Source organism: Pseudomonas sp. P20 (assembly GCF_016463925.1).
Taxonomy (GTDB): Bacteria; Pseudomonadota; Gammaproteobacteria; order Pseudomonadales; family Pseudomonadaceae; genus Pseudomonas; species Pseudomonas aeruginosa.
The window spans coordinates 42103-62369 of the sequence record NZ_JAEMVM010000001.1 but is presented as its reverse complement, the minus strand read 5'-3'; the positions used below and the strand labels follow the sequence as shown (position 1 = coordinate 62369).

Here is a 20267-nt window from a genome sequence, read left to right as displayed (position 1 = left end):
GCTCAGAAGTTCTGCCCGAGGTTCAGGTAGAACGCCTTGAAGTTCTCGTCGTTGATCCCGTAGCTGAAGGTCAGCGGCCCCAGCGGCGTATCGAAGCCGATCATCAGGCTGGCGGCGTTGATGTAGCCGCTGTCGTATTCGTTGTCGTTGTTCCAGATGCGTCCGCGCTCGATGCTGCCGCCCAGGTACAGCGGGAAGTCCAGCGGCAGGAAGGAACGTTCGGTGAGGCGCCGGTAATAGACGATCCGTCCCAGGCTGTAGTTCTGCCCGGACAGCGCGTCGCGGCGGAAGCCCGACAGCTCGCGGGCGCCGCCGAGGGTGAAGCTGGAGGTGACCACCTCGGCGTCGTCCAGGGTGCGCCCGTAGCCGCCGCCGAACACCCAGGTGTCGGCGCCGAAGCTGAGCGCCTTGTTCAGCCGCAGGTCCCACTGCCGGTAGCTGTCGTCCGAGCCGAGGGACTTGTCGTAGCGGCGCATGGTCAGGCCGATCTCCTCGCCCTCGTGGGGGAAATTGACGTCGTCGACGGTATCGAACGAGTACTTCAGTTCGTAGTAGCCCTCGGTGAAGTCGATGTCCGGCAGGCTCGGGTCGCCGATGCGCACGTCGGCCTTGCCGTAGGCCTGCACCGCGCCCAGGCGGATTTCGCCGTTGTTGGCGATCTGCCGGCCGACGTTGAGGCCGTAGCCGTAGCGCTCCAGGCGATAGCGCAGCAGCGGGTCGTTGTCCTCGGTGACGTCGACGTTCTGTGCCTCGTGGAACAGGAAGGGCGCGACGAAGTAGCGCGAGCCGACGTCGAGCGGCTGGTAGAACTCGCTGTAGAGTTCCTGGCGGTCGCCGAGCTGGACCCGGGACAGCCACTCGGCGCCGAGCCGGTTGAGGCCGTTCATGCGGTAGCTGCCGCCGAGGTTGAAGGTGCTTTCGCCGCGCATGTCGTCGGACAGGTTGAGGCCCAGGCGAAGGAAGTCGGTGCCGCCTTTCTTGCCGGTGGCGTGGATCACCAGGGTGTTGAGCTTCTTCTCCTTGACCACCCGGTACTGCACCTGGTCGAAGTAGTCGAGGCCGTAGAGGGTGCTCATGTCGTCCTGCAGGCGGCCGAGGTCGAGGCGCGTGCCGAGCGGCTGGCGGATGTAGTGGCGGATCACCTCGTCGCTGACCTTCGAGTTGTTCTCCACGCGGATCGCGTCGATCACCGGCTTGCGCTGGTTCGGCGTGCGCGCCACGTCGAGCGCTTCGCTGTTGAGGTCCTTCGGCTTGCGCAACTCGGCGAGGCGCGCGGCGAGCACCGTGGTGGCGCGGTAGCCGGCGTCGATCAGTTGCGGCACGCGGCCGAAGTCGGTGGTGCCGTAGCCGGACAGCGGCGGCTGGATCAGCACGTCGCCGGGCTTGAGCGTGGCCAGCTGGGCTTCGGAGTTCTTCCGGGTCATCAGGGTGATCGACTGGTTCATCACGTCGAGCACGGTGCTCAGGTCCTTGCGGTCGCGCAGCGGGTTGCCGATGTCGACCACGATCACCACGTCCACGCCCATGTCGCGCGCCACGTCCACCGGGATGTTGTCGACCATGCCACCATCCACCAGCAGCCTGCCGTCGATCTCCACCGGGGCGAACACGGCGGGGATCGACATGCTGGCGCGGATCGCCTGGGGCAGGTGGCCCTTGCGGAACACCACTTTCTCGCCGGTTGCGATATCGGTGGAGACGGCGCGGAAGGGGATCGCCAGCTTGTCGAAGTCGCGGTTGTCGCTGGTGTGCACCAGCAGGCTTTCCAGCACCATCGCCAGGTTCTGGCCCTGGATCACCCCCAGCGGCAGGCCGAGGGTGCCGTCGTCGCGGAAGCTGATCTTCTGCTTGACCAGGAAGTCGCGGTCGTCCTGCTTGCGCCGGAACGGCACGTCCTTGCGCGGCGGCGCGTCGGACAGCGCCTGCTGCCAGTCCATCTCCAGGGCGATGCGCTCCAGTTCGGCGGGGGTGTAGCCGGAGGCGTACAGGCCGCCGACCACCGCGCCCATGCTGGTGCCGGCGATGGCGTCGATCTGGATGCCCTGTTCGTCGAGGGCCTTGAGCACGCCGATATGGGCCAGGCCGCGGGCGGCACCGCCGGAGAGGACCAGACCGATCTTCGGCCGGGCCTCCGCGGCGAGGGCGGACAGGGGAAGCAGGAGCAGCAGTACGAGCAGCAGGCGGCGCATGAGAACGATCCGGAGCCGGGTGAAAAGGCGGCTATTATAGGCGCGACCGTTTCCCCTGAGCCGCCGACATGCCCACCGCCAAGCCCGAAATCGTCATCACCTATTGCACCCAGTGCCAGTGGCTGCTGCGTGCCGCCTGGCTGGCCCAGGAACTGCTCAGCACCTTCGCCGACGATCTCGGAAAAGTCTGCCTGGAGCCCGGAACCGGCGGCGTATTCCGCATCACCTGCGACGGCGTGCAGGTCTGGGAGCGCAAGGCCGACGGCGGCTTCCCCGAGGCCAAGGCGCTCAAGCAGCGGGTTCGCGACCGCATCGACCCGCAACGTGACCTCGGTCACAACGATCGTCCTTCCCGCTGAACCGCTGCCGTCCGCCCATGGCTTGTTGCAGGTCAACGGGCGGCACGGCGCATAGGCATAGCCTGGGGGCATTCATCCTGTCGAAGGGAGTGCCCATGAGCATCATCGTCACCGGCGCCGCCGGCTTCATCGGCAGCAATCTGCTGCAGGCGCTGAACCGGCGCGGCGAGACCGACATCATCGCGGTGGACGATCTCACCGACGGCGAGCAGTTCCGCAACCTGGCGGACGCCGATATCGCCGACTACCTGGACCAGAACGACTTCCTCGAGCGTTACGCCCGCGGCGACTTCGGCACGGTCCGCGCGCTGTTCCACCAGGGCGCCTGCGCCAGCACCCTGGAAAGCAATGGCCGCTACATGATGGAGAACAACTACCGCTACAGTTGCCGCCTGCTGGAAAGCAGCCTGGAACTCGGCGTGCCGTTCCTCTACGCCTCGTCGGCGGCGGTCTACGGCTCCGGCCGGACCTTCCGCGAGGCGCGCCAGTACGAGCGGCCGCTGAACGTCTACGGCTATTCCAAGTTCCTCTTCGACCAGCGTGTGCGGCGGGCGCTGCCGCAGGCGCGCAGCCAGGTGGTCGGCCTGCGTTACTTCAACGTCTACGGGCCGCGCGAGGAACACAAGGGGCGGATGGCCTCGGTGGCCTACCACTGCTACCAGCAATTGCGCCGCGACGGGCGGGTCGAACTGTTCGGCGAACACGGCGGCTTCCCGCCCGGCGGCCACCTGCGCGACTTCGTCGCGGTGGAGGACGTGGCGCGGGTAAACCTGCATTTCTTCGACCATCCGCAGCGTTCGGGAATCTTCAACCTCGGCAGCGGCCAGGCACGGACCTTCAACGAGGTCGCCCTGGCGGTGATCAATAGCGTCCGCGCCAACGCCGACCAGCCGCCCCTGTCGCTGCAACAGGCCGTGGAAAGCGGCCTGCTCGGCTACCGCGAGTTCCCCGAGTCGCTGCGGGCGCGCTACCAGAGCCATACCTGCGCCGACCTGGAGCTGCTGCGCGAGGCGGGCTACCGCGACGATTTCCAGAGCCTGGAAGAGGGCGTCGCCGGCTACTGCCGCTGGCTGGCGCGCAGCGCCTGAGGGATCCTGCTCAGCGGCCCAGTGCCCCGCCTACCGGGGCGCGGGCGAAGCGCAGCTCCGGCAGCAGGGTCAGCAGCGCCAGTACTCCGAGGGCCGCGCCGACCCAGAGCGCGCCCTGCAGGCCGAATCCGCCGGCGATGCCCAGGCCGCCGATCCAGGAACCGGCCATCACGCCGAGCATGATGCAGGCGGTGTGCACCGAGTTGACCAGCATGTTGTTATGGCCGACACGTGCGCCGCGGGTCACCAGCGCCGGGTTCATCGACACCCCGGTCAGGCCGATCACCACCAGCGCCGCCACCGCCACCGCCGGAACCTGTCCGAACAGGGCGAAGGCCACCATCGCGGCGATGGCCGCCAGCAGGCCGAAGGCCAGGACCGCGATGGTATGGCGGTCGGCCAGGCGGCCGACGATGTTGTTGCCCACCAGCGTCGCCAGGCCGTAGACCACCAGCAGCAGCGGTACGGTCGAGGCGGAGAAGCCGCTGACCTCGGTGAGGATCGGCACGAAATAGGTGAAGCCGGCGAAGGTGGCGCCGATCAGCAGCAGACTGGTGGCGTAGACCCACCATAGATGGGCGTTCCTGAACACCTTCAGTTCCTCGCGCAGCGAGCCGCTGCCCGCCGACCCCGGGATCGCCGGCATCAGCTGCAACACCAGCAGGCCGACCAGCACCGCCACCAGCGCCACCGCGAAGAAGCTCGCGCGCCAGCCGTACCATTCGCCCAGCCAGGTGGCGACGGGCAGGCCGAGCACGGTGCCGACCATCAGGCCACCGAGCACCAGCGACGACGCGCGGCCGAACTGGTTGCCTTCGACCAGTTCGGCGCAGGCGGTCAGCGCCACGCCGAAGAAGGCCGCGGCGGCGACCGCGGTGACCAGTCGCGCCGCGACCATCACCGCATAGCCCGGCGCCAGGGCGCCGATGACCTGGCCGACCACGAACAGCGCGATCAGGCCGAGCAGGGCGTTCTTGCGCGGCACCCGGAGCAGGGCGGTGGTCAACAACGGGCCGCCGACGGCCATCGCGCCGGCGTAGAAGGTGACCAGGTAGCCGATCGCGGCGAAGGACACGCCGAATTCGGCGGCCAGCGCCGGCATCAGCCCGGCGACCATGTATTCGCTGGTGGTCAGGGCGAAGATCGCGGCACCGAGCACGTAGACAATCAAAGGCATGTTTCCAGCTCCCGAGCGGTTCAGACGACGATGAAGCGAGCCACGGCGAGCTGCCCGTGCCGTGGCCGCGCGATGAATGCACGACGGCGACTCATGCCGCCGACGAACCGAAGCCCTGGTCGGCGCCTTCGGGCAGCACCGTCACGCAGTGGGCGAACAGGTTCGAAGCGCTGCGCACCACGGTCAGCCCGCACTCGGCGAGCAGGGCGTGGAGGCAGGCGCGCGAATACGAGCGCGAGTAGAAGCCGTCGCTGCCGGTGAACACGGTGCCGTCGTCCCGCGCGTGCAGCTCCAGGCCCTGCACCCCGCAACGGCGGTAGTAGCTCTGGCGGACGCGGGTGGCCTCGGCGCTGTCGCCGAACACCGAAACCACCGCCGCCACGCTGCGCTCGGCGAGGGAGTCGAGCAGCCGTTTCGGCTCGCGGAAGTTGCCCAGCAGGTTGAACGGCAGCAGGTAGAGTGCGCGCGAGCCGACCGAGGCACCGCGCCTGGTGTGGTTGAGGATGTCGTCGACCACCGTGTCCGCGCGATCGCTCATGCCCTCGCGCTCGATCCGCGTGCGCAGCGTCTCGATCGCCCGCTGGTCGAGGTCGACGCCGAGATAGCGGGCATTGAGCAGGCGCGCGATTTCCAGCGCCCGGCCGTCGTAGCAGCCTAGCTCGACCAGTGCGTCGCAGCGCAGGTAGGCCATCGCCTCGAAGGTCATCAGGCTTTCCATTTGCAACAACGGCAGCACGTCGTCCGGAAAGTTGGCCAGGGTCATTATCGTCCTCGGTCCGAACTCCAGCTCGTAGAAAGCCGACTCCCGATGCGTCCCGATCGTGAGATCCATGTTCTGACTCACCTCTTCCTCCAGCGAATCTCGCTCTGGTGTTGGTTGATCGAAGGCGATGCGCGTTCCCATGTCCCGGCACCGCCTTCGCCTGGCAGAGAAGCGACGGAACGCCGGCGTTCGCTGGCCTCAGGCGGCGCGGTGCTTCTCGACCAGTTGGAACAGTTCGTCCACCGTTTCCAGCAGGTCGAGTTCGTCGTCGACCCCGGTGACGCCGAACTCCTTGCGCAGCTTCAGCGACAGCTCGCTGACCACCAGCGAATCGAAAGCCAGGTCTTCCATCCTGCTGTCCCGGCTGATTTCCTCCTTCGGCACGCCGCTGGCGACGCTGAGCACGGTGAGGAGATGGTCTTCCATGTCGTTGGGCATTGTTCTTCCCTCTTCAGTCCATTGTCGGAACGATCTTCGGCCAGCGCAGGGCGACCGAACCCCAGGTCAGTCCGGCACCGAAACCGGTGAGGACCATGTTGCCGCCGTCGCGCAGGATGCCTTGGCGCAGGCCGTGGGCCAGGGCCAGGGGAATCGAGGCGGCGACGGTATTGCCCACCTCGGCGATGTTGCTCACCACCCGCTCGACGGGAAGGTCGAGCTGGTCGGCGACCGCCGCGAGGATGCGTGTGTTGGCCTGGTGCGGGACCAGGTGATGAAGGTCCGAAGCTTGCCAGCCGACCCGGTCGAGCACCCGCCGCACCGAGTCGCTCATCTGCGTCACCGCCTGGCCGAACACTGCCTTGCCGTCCATCCGGAAGTAGTTGGAGGCCTGTCCGGAACTGCGTTCGGCGCGACTCACGGCGGGGGTCATCAGCAGGTCGAACTGGTGGCCGTCGCTGCCGAGGTCGAAGGCCAGCAGCGCGCCTTCTTCCTCAGCATCGCCGGCACGCAGCACCACCGCTCCGGCGCCGTCGCCGAACAGTGCGCGGGTCGAGCGATCGGCGGGGTCGAGGGTATGGCTGAAAGTGTCCACCCCGACCAGCAGCGCGCTGTCCGCCAGCCCGGCGCTGATCAGCGAGCCGACGCTGGCCAGGCCGTAGACGAAGCCGGTGCAGGCGGCGGACAGGTCGAACGCGAGCGCGCCGACCAACCCCAGGCGCGCTGCGACCCTGGGCGCGGTGGCCGGGCAGCAGAAGTCGCCGGTGCTGGTTGCCAGCACCACCGCATCGACTCGCTCCAGCCCCGCCGAGGCGAGCGCGGCGGAGGCCGCCCGCAGGGCCAGGTCGCCGCTGCCGAGGTCTCCGGCGATATGCCGCTGGCGCACGCCGGTGCGGCTGCTGATCCAGGCGTCGGAAGTGTCCAGCTCGGCGGCGAGCATGTCGTTGCTGAGTACGGCCTCGGGCAGGTAGCTGCCCAGGCCGCAGACCACGGCGGCGCGCGGCATGGCTCAGGCTCCCTGGACGATCTTGGCGGCGGCCTCGACCCCGCCCAGGGCCTCGAGGTGCCGCAGCGGATTCCAGAAGTCGCGGTAGAGCAGGATCTGTCCGTCGCGGGTGCGCAGCACCGAGATGTAGTCCTGCGCCAGCTTGCCGCCGGAAACGGTGGCCACGCCGTCGCCATGGAATTCGCCGATGGCCAGGTCGGGGTCGGCGGTCTCGTAGAACTGCACGTCGGTGAAGCGCACGGTCAGGTGCTCGGGAAACAGACGCATATGCGCCCAGATGGTTTCGCGGCCCTCGAAGCGGGTCTTCCAGCCTGGCGGGGCGTAGGGGAATTCGAGTACGCCTTCCGGATGGAACAGGTCGCACCAGCCACGGGCATCGCCGTTTTCCAGGAGGCGCAGGCTGTGGACGAGAATTTCCTTGGCATTCATTGGGCGATCCTCTCGATCGGGTTGGCGTGGGAGGCGGTGTTCGCCGGGGCGCTGCATCCGGTGCGCACCGGCACGCTGATCAGGGCGCGGAGGAAGGTGATCGGCAGCCACTGCAGCTCCGCGTGGGGCACCGCCAACTGGAGGTCGGGGAAGCGCGCGAGCAGGCGCTGGATGGCGATCCGCCCCTCCAGCCGGGCCAGCGAGGCGCCGACGCAGTAGTGCACGCCGAAGCCGTAGCCGAGATGGCCATCGGTGTTGCGGGTGAGGTCGAGGCGGTCGGGATCGTCGAAGCGCTCGGCATCGTGGTTGGCGGTCAGGTTGGAGACCAGGATGTATTCGCCGGCGGGAATGGTGACCCCGTCCAGTTCCACGTCTTCCACGGTGAAGCGCAACATTGAGGCGCGCACCGGACTGTCGTGGCGGACCAGTTCTTCCATGGCGTTGGGCAGGAGTTCCGGCTGCGCCCGCAGCAACGCCAGTTGCTCCGGGTTGACCAGCAGGGTGACCAGCGCGTTGCCGATCATGTTCATGGTGGTCTCGAAGCCGCTCATCATCAGCAGGTGGGCCATGGAGACGAGTTCCGCTTCGCTCAACTGGCCGCTCTCGTCGGCGGCCTGCACCAGCCCGCTGTAGACGTCGTCGGCCGGCTGCCGGCGCTTGGCCTCGAGCAGCACGCGCAGGTAGTCGACCTGCGCATCGGCCAGGGCCTGGGCCTCCTCCGGCGACAGCAGTTCCGCCTGGCGCTCCCAGGACTGGCGGGCGTGTTCGCGCTCGGCCTCGGGAATGCCCAGCAGCTCGAAGATCACCGCGATGGTCAGCGGGATCGCGAAGTCGGCCATCAGGTCGGCCTGTTCGCGGCCGGCCATGGCGTCCAGCAATGCCTCGGTGATCCGTTCTATATGCGGTTGCAGGCGCTCCACCTGGCGCGGGGTGAACGCGCGGCCAACCAGCGAGCGCAGGCGGGTATGGTCCGGCGGGTCGAGGTTGAGCATGTGGTGGCTGAGTCCCTCGCCGATCCCCGCGCGCGGGCTGCCGGTACGCTTCGCGTAGAGTTCGGCGGCCTGCCGGGCGTCGCGGCGGACGCCCGGATGGTTGAGGACCTTGCGCGCGTCGCGGTAGCGCGTCACCACCCACACCGGATGCTCGGCGGCGCGATGCGCGGGACGCGGCGCGCCGTCCACCTGCAGGCCGTCGTAGAGCGCGTGCAGTGGCGAGATCAGTTCCTCGCCCAGTCTCAGTTTGCGATCAGGCACGTTGCTCCTCCTTCGCCGCCGGGGCGGCGGTGACGATGGGGCGGAACATCCCGTCGATCACGCTATCGGGCAGCAGCCGCGCCAGCAGGGTACCGCGGCGCACGTCGGCGCCCACCCGGTAGCGGGTCCGCGGCTTGGCCGCGGTGAGCGCGGCATGCACCGCGGCGGCGACATCGGCGGGCTTGGTCGCGCTGTTGCGCGCGCCGTCCTCGTTGGCCTGGAGGAAGCGCAGGTAGGTATCGCGATAGAGGTCGGCGACGGCGTCGGGGGCGTCGGCCAGGGCGCGCTCGCCCTCGCTGGCGATCTTGCCCCAGATCGGCGTCCAGATCGCCCCGGGGCTGACCACCGAGACCTGGATGCCCATGGGTGCCAGCTCGCGGCGCAGGGCGTCGCTCACTCCCTCCTTGGCGAACTGCGCGGCGGAGTAGGCGCCCAGGTAGGGAATGGCGACCGAGCCGAGGCCCGAGGTGACGTTCACCAGGCGCGCCGCGCCGCCACGGCGCAGCAGCGGCAGGATCGCCCGGGTCACCGCGAGCTGGCCGATCAGGTTGACTTCCAGCTGGCGCCGCAGCAGGTCGCTGGAGACGCATTCCAGCGGCGCGGAAATGCAGATCCCGGCGTTGTTCACCAGGCCCCAGAGCCCGGTATCGCCGACTTTCTCCGCCACCTGCGCGGCGGCCCGGCCAATGGATTCCTCGTCGGTGACATCGATCAGCAGCGTGCTGATCCGGCCGGACGGGCAGGCGTTCGCCAGGCGCTCGCCATCCTCCTGGCGGCGCACCCCGGCGATCACCTGGAAACCCTGTTCGGCCAGGTGCAGCGCGGTTTCCCGGCCGAGGCCGCTGGAGGCGCCGGTGATCAGTACGTGGCGGCCCTGGGGCGAGAGAGGTTTGCTGGTGAATAACATGTCATTGCTCCTCGAGGGCGGATCGTTGGGGGGCGTGGATCGCCGACAGCAGGGTGCCCAGGCAATCTTCGGCCAGGCGTTCGGCGCGTTCGCCGGGGACCGCTTCGTCGATATAGGTGAAGTTCCAGAACAGCCGGCCATGGCTGGAGTTGATGGCGGCCACGAAGTAGCCGTTCACCGAGATGCCGGTGAGGAACTGCGCGTCGGAGAGGCGCAAGGCGCCGATCCGCTCGGGGAACGGATAGCGACCGATGTTGGAGGAGCACAGGTTGATCGGCCCTTCGGCTTCCATGAAGGCCATGAATGGCCGCGCGTCGGCCATGCAGCGCGGCGCAGCGCTGGCGACCAGGGTGACCAGGTTGAAATGATGGCCCTGGCGACGGCGTTCGCCGAGGTCGTCGGTGAGCGCGCGGGCGATCTCCCAGAACGGCCGGGCGATGTCCAGCACCACCGGTACCGTGGCGACGTAGGTGCCTACTTCGTCGGGGCGCACCGGCGGCTCCAGTTCGTCGCGGAAGTCGATCGGCGAGCCGATGGCGATGTGGCTAGGGCGGCGCTGGTGGTCGTGGCCGGCGGCGATGGCCAGCGCCGCGGTCAGCGCGCCGTGTACCGTGGTGCCGTGTTCGCGGGCGCGTCGTTGCAGCTGTTCCAGCTGCGCGCCGTCCAGCTCCCGGTGCAGCAGGCGGGTACGCCGCGCTTCCAGCGGCACCGGGTTGCTCGGCTCGATCCGGCCCGGGCGGTGGCGGCCGACCAGCGCTTCGTCCCGGGCGGTCTGCTCGGCCAGGCGCGCCGCGCCTTCGTCGCCGGTGAAGCGGCGCGGACGCAGATCCTCCGCCGGCGGCAGGGCGCTGGCGGTCCAGGGTTGCGCGGCGGGGTCGGCGGCCAGGGTCAGCCATTGTTCGGCGAGGGTCAGCACGGTAGTGCCGTCGGCGATGATGTGCGGTACCACGACCAGCAGGTCGTGGGCGCCGGCGTCGGTGGCGATCGCCACGGTACGGATCAGTGGCCCGCTGTCCGGATCGATGCGTTCCGGCAATTCGCGCTCGTTGATTTCCCGCAGCCATTGCTCCTCGCCGCCGCCGCGCACCTCGCGCAGCGGGATGGGCCGCTCGCAGGGCACCCAGCGCGGATCGAGCCCGGCATCGTGCTCGATCCGCGCGCGCAGCAGCGGATGCCGCGCCTGCAGCGCGTCGAGGCCGCGGCGCAGGTCGTCGATGGACAACCGGCCATGGACCCGCACCCGGGAAATCACGTTCAGCGCGGAGAACTGGTCGCTGAGCCAGTACCAGCGTTCCACCGCGGACAGCGGGCGTCGTATCTCGGCCATCATTCGACTCCTGGGAAGGTCAGTGCCAGTTCGTTCTGCCGGGCGAAGGTTCGCTCCGGAGCGAAGCGGAAGTAGAGATCGCGGGCGACGGTGCGCAGCGGATGCTCCAACTGCTCGATGCGGCTCAGCGCCCGCGAGGTCTCGACCATCGCCCTGGCGCGGTCGCGACGGCGGTTCTCGTAGGCGCGCAGGGCGGCTTGCGGGTCGTCGATGGTGGCCAGGCAGTGGGCCAGCACCGCGGCGTCTTCGATGGCGATGGCGGCGCCCTGGCCGAGGCTGGTCAGCATCGGATGCGCGGCATCGCCGAGCAGGGTCACCGGGCCGTCGCCCCAGCGCTCCAGGAACGGTCGGTCCTGGGCCGGCAGGCTGCTGATGTCGGCCTCCGGGGTCGCCTCGATGACCGCCTGCACTTCGTCGGCCCAGCCGGCGTAGAGGCGCTGGATGCCCGCCTTGCCGCCGCGCCAGTCCTTCGCCTGTTCGGCCGGCATGTTGCGGGTGCCCCACCAATAGACGTTGCCTTCGCCGATGTCGGCGAGACCGAAGCGCTGCCCACGGCCCCAGTAATGGGCGACGTAGCCCGGCGTCACCTTCGGATGGCGGAACGCCGGCGTGGCGCGCCAGATCACGTAGTGCCAGTCGGTGGGACGCTCCGGGCCGGTCATGGTGGCGCGGATCGCCGAGTTGAAGCCGTCGGCGCCGATCAGCACGTCGGCGTGCACTTCGCGGCCGTCGCTGCAGAGCACGGTGACGCCTTCGCCGTCGGCGTGGCGCAGGTAGCCGGTGGCGCTCACGCCCAGTTCGATGCGGCAGTCGCGGGCCTGTTCCAGCAGCGCCTGCTGCAGGCTCGCGCGGTGGATCGCCAGGCTCGGCTGGCCGAGCTGACGGGCCAGGCCGCCGAAGTCGATGGCGCGGATCGGTCGCCCGCGCCGGGTGAGGAACCGCAGCGAGTCGAAGGCCTGGGCGCGGGTAAGGTCAGGGCGCACGCCGACCCTCTCCAGGGCGGTCAGCGCGTTGGGCATCAGCGACAGCGCCGAGCCGACCGCGCGCAGCTCCCTGGCCCGCTCGTAGAGTTCGACCTCGAAGCCGGCGGCCTTCAGGCAGGCGGCCGCGGCGAGCCCGCCGATGCCGGCGCCGGCGATGACGATCTTCAGGGGGTGTCTGCTCATGGGCGGGTCCGTTCGCTGGAGGTGGAGGGTTCGAGCAACGCGGCGATCTCTGCCGCGACCGTCTCGACATAGGGTTCTTTCATCAGCACCAGGTGGTCGCCGGGGACGTCGATCACATCGAGGCGGCCACTAGTCCAGTGCTGCCAGCCGTTCTTCGGGTCGCCGTAGTGGGTGCCGGCGGCGTCGTGCATCGGCTTCAGCGCCAGCGGCAGCGGGCCGTCCGCGCGCAGCAGGGTCATGTCCTGGTCGCTGACTTCCGGGCGATAGCCGATGAGTGCCTGCCAGCTCGCCCGGAACAGCTCGTAGAGCCGCTGCACGGTGGCGCGCGGGGTGCCGGCGGGAAGTACGCCGGCCTCGATGGCGCGTTCGACGATGTGGTCGAGCTTCTGCTCCAGGCTCGCGCCTTCAGGCAGCGGCTCGACCTCCTCGTCGCTGCGCTCGAACCAGACCAGTTCCCAGTAGAAGAACAGCAGCAGGGCTTCGTCGCTGGCGCTGCCGGCGTGGTTGCGGTCGACGGTGATGGAGTCGAGCACGATCAGTTGGGCGACCGCCTGCGGGTCGAGCGCGCGCAGTTGCCGGGCCATCTCGTAGGCGACGAAGCCGCCGAACGACCAGCCGCCGAGGTAATAGGGGCCTTCCGGCTGCACCCGGCGGATCGCCGCGAGGTAACTGGCGGCGATGTCCTCGAGGACCGCCAGCGGCGTACTGCCCTGGCCGGTGCCGGCCGCCTGCAGGGCATATACCGGCTGGTCCGGCGGCAGTGCGCGGACCAGCGGCAGGTAGCAGAGCACGTGGCCGCCGAGCGGGTGGACGAGGAACAGTGGCGGGCGGCTGCCGCCGGCACGGATCGGTACCAGCGGGTCGAAGGCGCGCACCGCCGAGCGTTCCCGCAGGCGTTCGGCCAGGCCCTCCACGGTCGGCGTCTCGATCAGCGCGGCCATCGGCAAGTCGACGCCATAGCGCTTCTCGATCAGCAGCATGAAGCGCATCGCGCTGAGCGAGGTGCCGCCGAGGTCGAAGAAGCTGTCGCGGATGCCTACCCGGGGACGATCCAGCAACTCGCCGAGGAGTCCGGCCAGGGTGCGCTCGTAGTCGTCGCGCGGGGCCAGGTACTCGATGTTCGTCCCGTGCTCCAGCGGCAGTGCGCGCAGGGCGGCGTCGTCGCGCTTGCCGCTGGGGGTGAGGGCGAAGCCGTCGACCCAGGCGAAGTGTGCCGGCACCATGTGTTCCGGCAGTTCGCTGCGCAGTGCCTGCTTCAGTTCGGCGAGATCCACCGCCTCGGGCTCGCCGAGCAGGAAGGCAGCGAGGAATGCATCGTTGCCCTGGCGCTCGCGAGCCACCACCGCCGCGCCGCGCAGGCCCGGCTGGCGCTCGGCCTGGCGCATGATCGCCAGCTCGACCTCGGCCGGCTCGATGCGGAAGCCGCGGACCTTGACCTGGGTATCGGCGCGGCCGAGCCAGACGATCTCGCCGTTGCCGAGGATGCGCCCGAGGTCGCCGGTGCGGTAGAGCCTGGCGCCGGGGCGCCAGGGATGTTCGACGAAGCGCTCGGCGGTGAGTTCGGGGGCGCGGTGGTAGCCGCGCGCGAGGCAGTCGCCGCCGAAGTACAGCTCGCCGGTAACGCCGACCGGTACCGGGCGCAGCGCGGCGTCGAGCACCTGCACCTCGACCCCGTCCAGCGGCCGGCCGATCGGCGGCAGGTCCGGGTAGTGCGCCGGATCGCCGCTCAGCGAGTGGTAGGTGACCTGGTGCGTCTCGGTGGGACCGTACTGGTTCTCCAGCAGCAGCCCGGGCATCGCCGCGCAGAACGCGCGGACGTCTTCGGTGATGCGCAACTGCTCGCCGGAGGACACCACCACGCGCAGGGAGCCGGGGCGCACGCCCAGCGCGTTGGAGGCCTCGGCGAGGCGTTGCAGGGCGACGAAGGGCAACAGCACGCGCTGGACCTGGCGGCGTTCGAGGACATGCAGCAGCGCGGAGGGGTCCATCCGCTCGCGGTTGGAGATGAGTTGCAGCTCGCCGCCGCCGCACAGCGTGGAGAAGATCTCCTGGAAGGCCATGTCGAAGCTCAGCGGCGCGAACTGCAGGGTGCGCAGCCCCGGTACGCCGCTGGCGACGCGCAATTGCCACTGGGTGTAGTTGGCCCACATCCGGTGGCTAAGCTCGACGCCCTTCGGCCGCCCGGTGGAACCGGAGGTGAACAGCAGCATGGCCAGCTCGTCGAGCTGCGGCGCGGTGAAGGTCTCGGGCTCGATGTCGGCGACCAGTTCCTCTACCGGCAGCACCCGTTCCGCCGCGGCGACATGGGCGTGCTCGGGATGCGCGACCACCCGGAACGGCTGTGCGGTCTCCAGGATCAGTGCCAGGCGCTGCGCGGGATAGCTGACGTCCAGCGGCACGCAGACCAGGCCGGCGCGCAGGATGCCCCAGATCGTCGCGATCATCTCCGGCGAACGGTTCAGCGCCACTCCGATCGCATCGCCGCGGCGCGCGCCGGCGCGGACCAGGCGGGTGGCCACGCAGCGCGCCACATGGTCGAGGTCGCGATAGGTCCAGCGTTGCTCCTCGAAGGCCAGCGCGGCGCTGCCCGGCAGCGCCTCGACCTGGCGTTCGAACAGGCTGACGACGTCGACCAGCGGCTCGGGCTGGGAAGCGGCGTCGCGGCGAGGGGCGAGGAAGGCGAAGTCGGCGGCTTCGTCGGGATGCTCGGCGAGGCGCCACAGGAGCTCGACGAAGGTCGCGCCGATCAGCGCGGCCTGGCTGCGGCTGATGCCGCGGCCGTCGCTGTCGATGCGCAGGTACATGCCGTCGCTGGGCGTGGCGATCACGTTGACCAGCAGGGCGAAGTTGGTTTCTTCCCAGACGCGGAAGTCGCGCAGTTGCCACAGCGGTTCGAGGACATGCAGGTTGACGTAGTTGAAGGCGCTGCTCAGTTCGTCGCCGACGATCTGCTGGATGGCGCTGAGCGGATAGCGGCGATGGGCGTGTCCGTCGCGCTCCTGGCGGAACAGTGCATCGGCTACCTCGATCCAGCTATGCCCGGCAATCTCCGAGCGGACCGGCACGGTATTCAGGAACAGGCCGACCATGCGGTCGGCGTCGGGCAGTTCGGGGCGGCCGTTGCTGATCGCGCCGGTGACCACGCTGTCGCTGCGGGAGAACAGATGCAGGGTCAGGCAATGGGCGGCGAGCAGCAGCGATTTCAACGGCAGTCCGCGTTGCGCCGCAGTGGCCTTGAGTCGTTCGAGCAGCCCGTCCGGCAGCGTTTCGCGATGGCTGGCCGGACCTTGCGCGGCTTGCGGCTCGTGGGCGCCGAAGCCGTCGAGGCGGGTCATCCTCGCGCCCTCCAGCAGCCCGGTCCAGTACCCCACGGCGGCCGGCGAAGCCAGCGCGGCCAGCTCCTCGCGGACATGGCAGGCCAGCGCCGGCGCGGGGCCCGGCAGCGGCTCGCCACGGTAGGCGGCGACCAGCGCGACGATCAGGTTGGCCACGCTCCAGCCGTCGAGGATCGCATGGTGGAAGCTGAACACCAGGTCCAGGCCGTCCTCGCGGACGAACGCGGCGAACAGGAACAGCCCGGGCTGTTGCAGCGAATAGCGATGGAAGCGGCGTTGGCGGATGTGCTCGTCGAGCACCGTCCCGGCCTCCGGGTTGCCGCGCAGGTCCAGGATCAGCGGTTCGCTGCGCGCCTGGGTATGCACCAGTTGCAGCGGTTCGGATGCACCGCTGAGGTCGAACGACGAACGCAGCGCGGGATAGGCGGCGACCACCCGGTCCAGCGCGTGGCGGAACGCGGCTTCGTCCCAGGCCAGGTCGAAGCGGTAGTGGAACACGTCGTGGTAGACCGACGAGTCGGGGCGCTGGCGGCTATGGAAGAGCAGGCCGAGACTCAGCCGGCTGGTCGGGAAGGCGTCCTCCAGCCCTTCCAGGCGCGGCTTGTCGACTTCGGAAACCAGTTCGAAGGGCTGGTAGCTTCGCTCCGCGAGCGGACGCACCAGGCGCCCGGCGAGGCCCGCCACCGTCGGGTTGCGCATCAGGTCGGCGAGTTCGAAGCCCAGGCCGCGCCGCTGTGCGGCGGCGCGGATGCGCAGCATCAGGATCGAGTCGCCGCCGAGGGCGTAGAAGTCGTCGTGCACGCCGACCTCCGCCACGCCGAGGATATCGGCCCACACCGCCGCCAGTTCGGCCTCGGTCGCCGTGCGCGGCGCAACCGCCGCCACCTGTTCCGGCGGTGCCGGCAGTTGCCGGCGGTCGAGCTTGCCGTTGGCGCTGAGCGGGAGGCTGTCGATGCGCACGAAGAAGGCCGGCAGCATGAAGTCCGGCAGCGTCGCCGAAAGTCCGGCGCGCAATTGACCGGGGTCGAGTTCCGCCGCAGCCACGTAGTAGCCGACCAGGTGCGTGCCGCGTACCGCCGAATCGCGTGCCACGACCGCGGCGTCGCGTACGCCGGGAAGCGCGGCGAGGCGGTCGCGTACTTCGTCGGGTTCGACCCGGTTGCCGCGGATCTTCACCTGGTCGTCGGCGCGGCCGAGGTATTCGAGGTTGCCGTCGGCCAGCCAGCGGGCCAGGTCGCCGGTACGGTAGAGACGGCCGCCGGCGACGAAGGGGTCGGCGAGGAAGCGCTCGGCGTTCAGCTCCGGCCGGTTCAGGTAGCCGCGGGCGACGCCGACGCCTCCTATATATAGCTCGCCGACGGCGCCGAGGGGCTGCGGCCTGAGCGCGCGGTCGAGGACGTACAGGCGCAGGTTGTCGATCGGCCGGCCGATCGGGACCCGCGTGGGGTTGTCGCTGGCGCATTCATGGTCGGACACGTCGACGGTGGCCTCGGTCGGTCCGTACAGGTTGACCAGTCGCACGGCGTCGCCGAACAGCCGGCGGAAGCGCGCGACCTGCAACGGCGCGAGGGCTTCGCCGCTGCAGAACACCAGGCGCAGCGAGCTTGCCGCCGTGCGGGCGGTCGGGTCGCCGTCGAGCAGGTCGAGGAACGGCGTCAGCATCGACGGCACGAAGTGGATGACCGTGACCGCGTCGCGCTGGATGCTTCGCAGCATTTCCCGCGGGTCCTTCTCGGCGCCGGGCGGCAACAGCGACAGGCGGGCGCCGGTGAAGCTCCACCAGAACAGTTCCCAGACGGATACGTCGAACGTCACCGGAGTCTTTTGCAGAAGCACGTCGCGTTCGCCGATCGGATAACGACGCTGCATCCAGTTCAGGCGGTTGACCACCGAGCGGTGTTCGACCATCACGCCCTTGGGCACGCCGGTCGAACCGGAGGTATAGATGACATAGGCCAGGTCGTTGGGCGCCACGTTGGCCGCCGGCAGGTCGCCATTGCTCTGCGGCAGGCGTTCGAGGTGCAGCACGCGCGTCTCGCCGAGGCTCTCGCCGAGTGTCGCCGCGCGTTCGTCCACCAGCACCACGCGGGCGCCGCAGTCTTCCAGCAGCAGGCGGACGCGCTCCAGGGGATGGTCGGGATTGATCGGCACATAGGCGCCGCCGGCGCGCTGCACGCCGAGGATAGCCGGCAGCAGGTGGGGACCGCGGGCGACCAGTAGCGCTACCCGCTCGTCGGCGCTAACACCCGCTGCGCGCAGGGCGTCGGCCACGGCCTGGACCTTGGCGTCCAGCTCGGCATAGCTGAGCGTGCCGCCGTCGGCTTCCAGCAGTGCGGTGCGTTGCGGGGTACGCGCCACCTGCTCGGTGAACAGCGTGGGCAGGGTAGCCTGCTCGGGGAATGCCTGGTCGGTGGCGTTGCGGGTGTGGATCAGTTCCTCGCGCTCGGCGGCCGACAGCGGGTCGAGTTCGCCGAGGTGGCGCTCGCCGCCCTCCACCAGGGCGCGCAGGAAGGTTTCGATATGCCGCGCCGCGGCGTCCATGGGGAAGTCGGCGTCGAACACATCGCAGGCGTATTCGAAATCCACCTGCGCGTCGCTGTGCCCGTCGAACTCGGAGACCCAGATGGCCAACGCGTCCGGGTCATGGGCGTGGGTCTGCGCCACGGTCTCGACGCTGGCGTTCGGGATCGCCTGGGCGGCGGGCCAGCGCATGTAGGAAAGGGTGGTGTCGAACAGTGGCGAGGCGCCGCGCAACAGGTCGCCGAGGGGCATCTTCTGGTGGCGCAGCAGCGTCCGGGTCGCCTCGCGCAACTGCGCCAGGAATTCGTCGACGGTCTGTTCCGGCGCGGTGCGGATGCGTAGCGGCAGGGTATTGGCGAAGTGCCCGACCACTTGCTTGGCCGCGCGGTCGGCGCGGTTCAGCACCGGTACGCCGAGGACCACGTCGTCGTTCTGGTGGATCCGCGCCAGGTACAGCGCCACGGCGGCGGAGAGGAACAGGAAGGGCGATTCGCCGCGATCGCGGATCGCGTCGAGCAGCGCGCGTTCCAGCGTCAGCCTGTGGCGCGCGGTGCGGCGCAGCCCGGCCGGGCGCCTGCGGGTGAAGAGGGCCGGCTCCAGGCCCTCCAGGGCCTCGGCGAAATAGGCGCGGTCGCCGCGGTACTGTTCCGAACCGGAGTAGTCGTCGGTCTCGAACTGCGCCAGGAGGGAAGCCGTCGGCATCTGCGCCTGCGGCACGCCTAGCTCGCCCAGGTAGCCGGCGCGCACCCGGCTGAGGAATAGCTGCAGGCCCCAGGCGTCGCTGACGATATGGTGGGTGCGCACGTAGACGTAGAGCGCCTGGTCGCTATGCAGCAGGGCCAGGTCCACCAGGCTGCGGCCGTCCAGCGGGTAGGCGTGACGGAAGGCGTCGCGCAGCCAGGATCGCACGGCGGCCTCGGGGTCGCGGTCGGCGCGCAGGTCGACGTGGCGCGCCTCGAACTCGGCATCCGTGTCCAGCCACTGGTACGGCGTACCGTCCGTCTCGCCGAGGCGCAGGCGGAACGCCTCGGTGTCTCGCGCCGCCTGCAGCAGCGCCCGTTCCAGGGCCTGGGTATCGACCTCGCCGGTGAAGCGGTCGTAGCTGAAGATGGTGTACTGGTCGAGTTCCGGAAACTGCGCGGCGGCGACCCAGATGTCCCGTTGGTAGGGCGATAGCGGCAAGCGAGCGAAACGAACCATCCCTGCGTCCTCTTCAACAATCCATCGATTCGGCGAACACGGGCACCGCACGCCTCGCCGGACAGGTTCCACCCGTCGACGTTTCAGCGCGCCGTAGCCAGCGTGGTTGGCAGGGAAGCGGCGGCACCCGAAGCAAGAGCGGGGTGTACTATTACTTTTGGCAGGCTCGAAGAAATAGCTGTTAATTCTTGCAGGGTAATCGCGTTGTTAACTGTTAATTCTGGTAGGTATTTACGAGGCAACTTACAAATCTGTTAGGTTCCGGGAAACGTGCGTCGCGGCCCTGCATGGCTATGCTTCACGAGATTACCTTCGCCGGTCTTTTCGAAGTTGAAGCAAGCCTTTCGAAAGTGTCTGGCTGATGCATAATGGGCCGCTCGGAAGAGGCGCATTAACGGATATATATCCGCGCCCTGGCGAACAACGAACGCATGCCCTGAAAGGTTTGCCGGATGGATTACCAACAGTTCCAGGAGGTTGCATGAAAACCGATGACAAGGACCGCGAAGGCGGCGACTCCCACGGCGCCATCGGCGCCAAGCTGATGGAGTACGCGCTCAAGGTCAGGAAGGTGTTCGTCACCGGCGGGGTCGACGAGAAGATGGCCAAGGACGTCGTCCAGCAGCTGCACATCCTCGCCTCGATCAGCGACGATCCGATCTACATGTTCGTCAATTCCCCGGGTGGCCACGTCGAATCCGGCGACATGATCTTCGACGCGATCCGCTTCATCACACCGAAGGTCATCATGATCGGTTCCGGCAGCGTTGCCAGCGCCGGCGCGCTGATCTATGCCGCGGCGGACAAGGAAAACCGCTATTCGCTGCCCAATACCCGCTTCCTCCTGCACCAGCCGTCGGGTGGCATCCAGGGGCCGGCGAGCAACATCGAGATCTACCGCCGCGAGATCGTGCGGATGAAGGAACGCCTCGACCGGATCTTCGCCGAAGCCACCGGGCAGACGCCGGAAAAGATCAGTGCCGACACCGAGCGCGACTTCTGGCTGAACGCGGAGGAGGCCGTGCAGTACGGCCTGGTCAACAAGATCATCGTTTCGGAACGGGAGATCACGCTGCCTGGCCAGTGAGTTTCCGCAGGCCGGATAAATAC

Annotated in this window: 14 protein-coding genes; 3 read left to right on the top strand and 11 right to left on the bottom strand. The window is 69.0% G+C overall.

Annotated features, from left to right (window positions below; translation table 11 throughout):
• Positions 1–2: 2 nt before the first annotated feature.
• The gene (gene plpD, locus JHD77_RS00240; protein ID WP_023517855.1) at positions 3–2189 is read right to left on the bottom strand and encodes a patatin-like phospholipase PlpD; all 2187 of its coding nucleotides are present in this window, start codon (positions 2187–2189) and stop codon (positions 3–5) included.
• Between the two features lie 68 nt (positions 2190–2257).
• Between plpD and JHD77_RS00235 the strand changes: the two genes are divergently transcribed.
• Complete coding sequence (locus JHD77_RS00235) at positions 2258–2548, top strand: SelT/SelW/SelH family protein (RefSeq protein WP_003091717.1); 291 nt, start codon at positions 2258–2260, stop codon at positions 2546–2548.
• Between the two features lie 95 nt (positions 2549–2643).
• A complete protein-coding gene (rfaD, locus tag JHD77_RS00230) occupies positions 2644–3636 on the top strand; it encodes an ADP-glyceromanno-heptose 6-epimerase (protein WP_003113140.1) in 993 nt (330 codons plus the stop codon).
• A gap of 10 nt (positions 3637–3646) precedes the next feature.
• Here the strand turns inward: rfaD and JHD77_RS00225 are convergent, their stop codons facing one another.
• The 10 genes from JHD77_RS00225 to JHD77_RS00180 all read right to left on the bottom strand — a co-directional run bounded on the left by JHD77_RS00225 (position 3647) and on the right by JHD77_RS00180 (position 19157).
• Positions 3647–4813 carry an MFS transporter gene (locus JHD77_RS00225; RefSeq protein ID WP_003106206.1) on the bottom strand — a complete coding sequence of 389 codons (1167 nt, stop codon included), beginning with the start codon at positions 4811–4813 and terminating at the stop codon, positions 3647–3649.
• 91 nt (positions 4814–4904) lie between these two features.
• Positions 4905–5657, bottom strand: coding sequence for an SAM-dependent methyltransferase (locus JHD77_RS00220; protein WP_003130295.1), 753 nt, complete (start codon positions 5655–5657; stop codon positions 4905–4907).
• 117 nt (positions 5658–5774) lie between these two features.
• Positions 5775–6014, bottom strand: a complete 240-nt coding sequence (locus tag JHD77_RS00215) for an acyl carrier protein (RefSeq protein ID WP_003106204.1) — start codon at positions 6012–6014, stop codon at positions 5775–5777.
• A gap of 13 nt (positions 6015–6027) precedes the next feature.
• Positions 6028–7020 (bottom strand): beta-ketoacyl-ACP synthase III, encoded by a 993-nt coding sequence (locus JHD77_RS00210; protein ID WP_003091712.1) that lies wholly within the window; start codon positions 7018–7020, stop codon positions 6028–6030.
• A gap of 3 nt (positions 7021–7023) precedes the next feature.
• Positions 7024–7449, bottom strand: a complete 426-nt coding sequence (locus JHD77_RS00205; RefSeq protein WP_003091711.1) for a nuclear transport factor 2 family protein — start codon at positions 7447–7449, stop codon at positions 7024–7026.
• The gene (locus JHD77_RS00200; protein WP_003106199.1) at positions 7446–8702 is read right to left on the bottom strand and encodes a cytochrome P450 family protein; all 1257 of its coding nucleotides are present in this window, start codon (positions 8700–8702) and stop codon (positions 7446–7448) included. Before JHD77_RS00200 ends, JHD77_RS00205 begins: the two co-directional genes overlap by 4 nt.
• Positions 8695–9609: an SDR family NAD(P)-dependent oxidoreductase gene (locus tag JHD77_RS00195; RefSeq protein WP_003106196.1), complete on the bottom strand. Its 915-nt coding sequence runs from the start codon at positions 9607–9609 to the stop codon at positions 8695–8697. Before JHD77_RS00195 ends, JHD77_RS00200 begins: the two co-directional genes overlap by 8 nt.
• Position 9610: 1 nt before the next feature.
• On the bottom strand, positions 9611–10939 hold the full coding sequence (locus JHD77_RS00190; RefSeq protein ID WP_004365980.1) for a condensation domain-containing protein: 1329 nt from the start codon (positions 10937–10939) through the stop codon (positions 9611–9613).
• Positions 10936–12102, bottom strand: a complete 1167-nt coding sequence (locus JHD77_RS00185) for an FAD-dependent oxidoreductase (protein WP_003091709.1) — start codon at positions 12100–12102, stop codon at positions 10936–10938. The genes JHD77_RS00190 and JHD77_RS00185 overlap by 4 nt, the downstream gene beginning before the upstream one ends.
• Positions 12099–19157, bottom strand: a complete 7059-nt coding sequence (locus JHD77_RS00180) for an amino acid adenylation domain-containing protein (protein ID WP_191519415.1) — start codon at positions 19155–19157, stop codon at positions 12099–12101. The genes JHD77_RS00185 and JHD77_RS00180 overlap by 4 nt, the downstream gene beginning before the upstream one ends.
• 481 nt (positions 19158–19638) lie before the next feature.
• On the opposite strand from JHD77_RS00180, the gene JHD77_RS00175 reads away from it, so the two are divergent.
• On the top strand, positions 19639–20244 hold the full coding sequence (locus JHD77_RS00175; RefSeq protein WP_003091706.1) for an ATP-dependent Clp protease proteolytic subunit: 606 nt from the start codon (positions 19639–19641) through the stop codon (positions 20242–20244).
• The last annotated feature ends 23 nt before the right edge of the window (positions 20245–20267 follow it).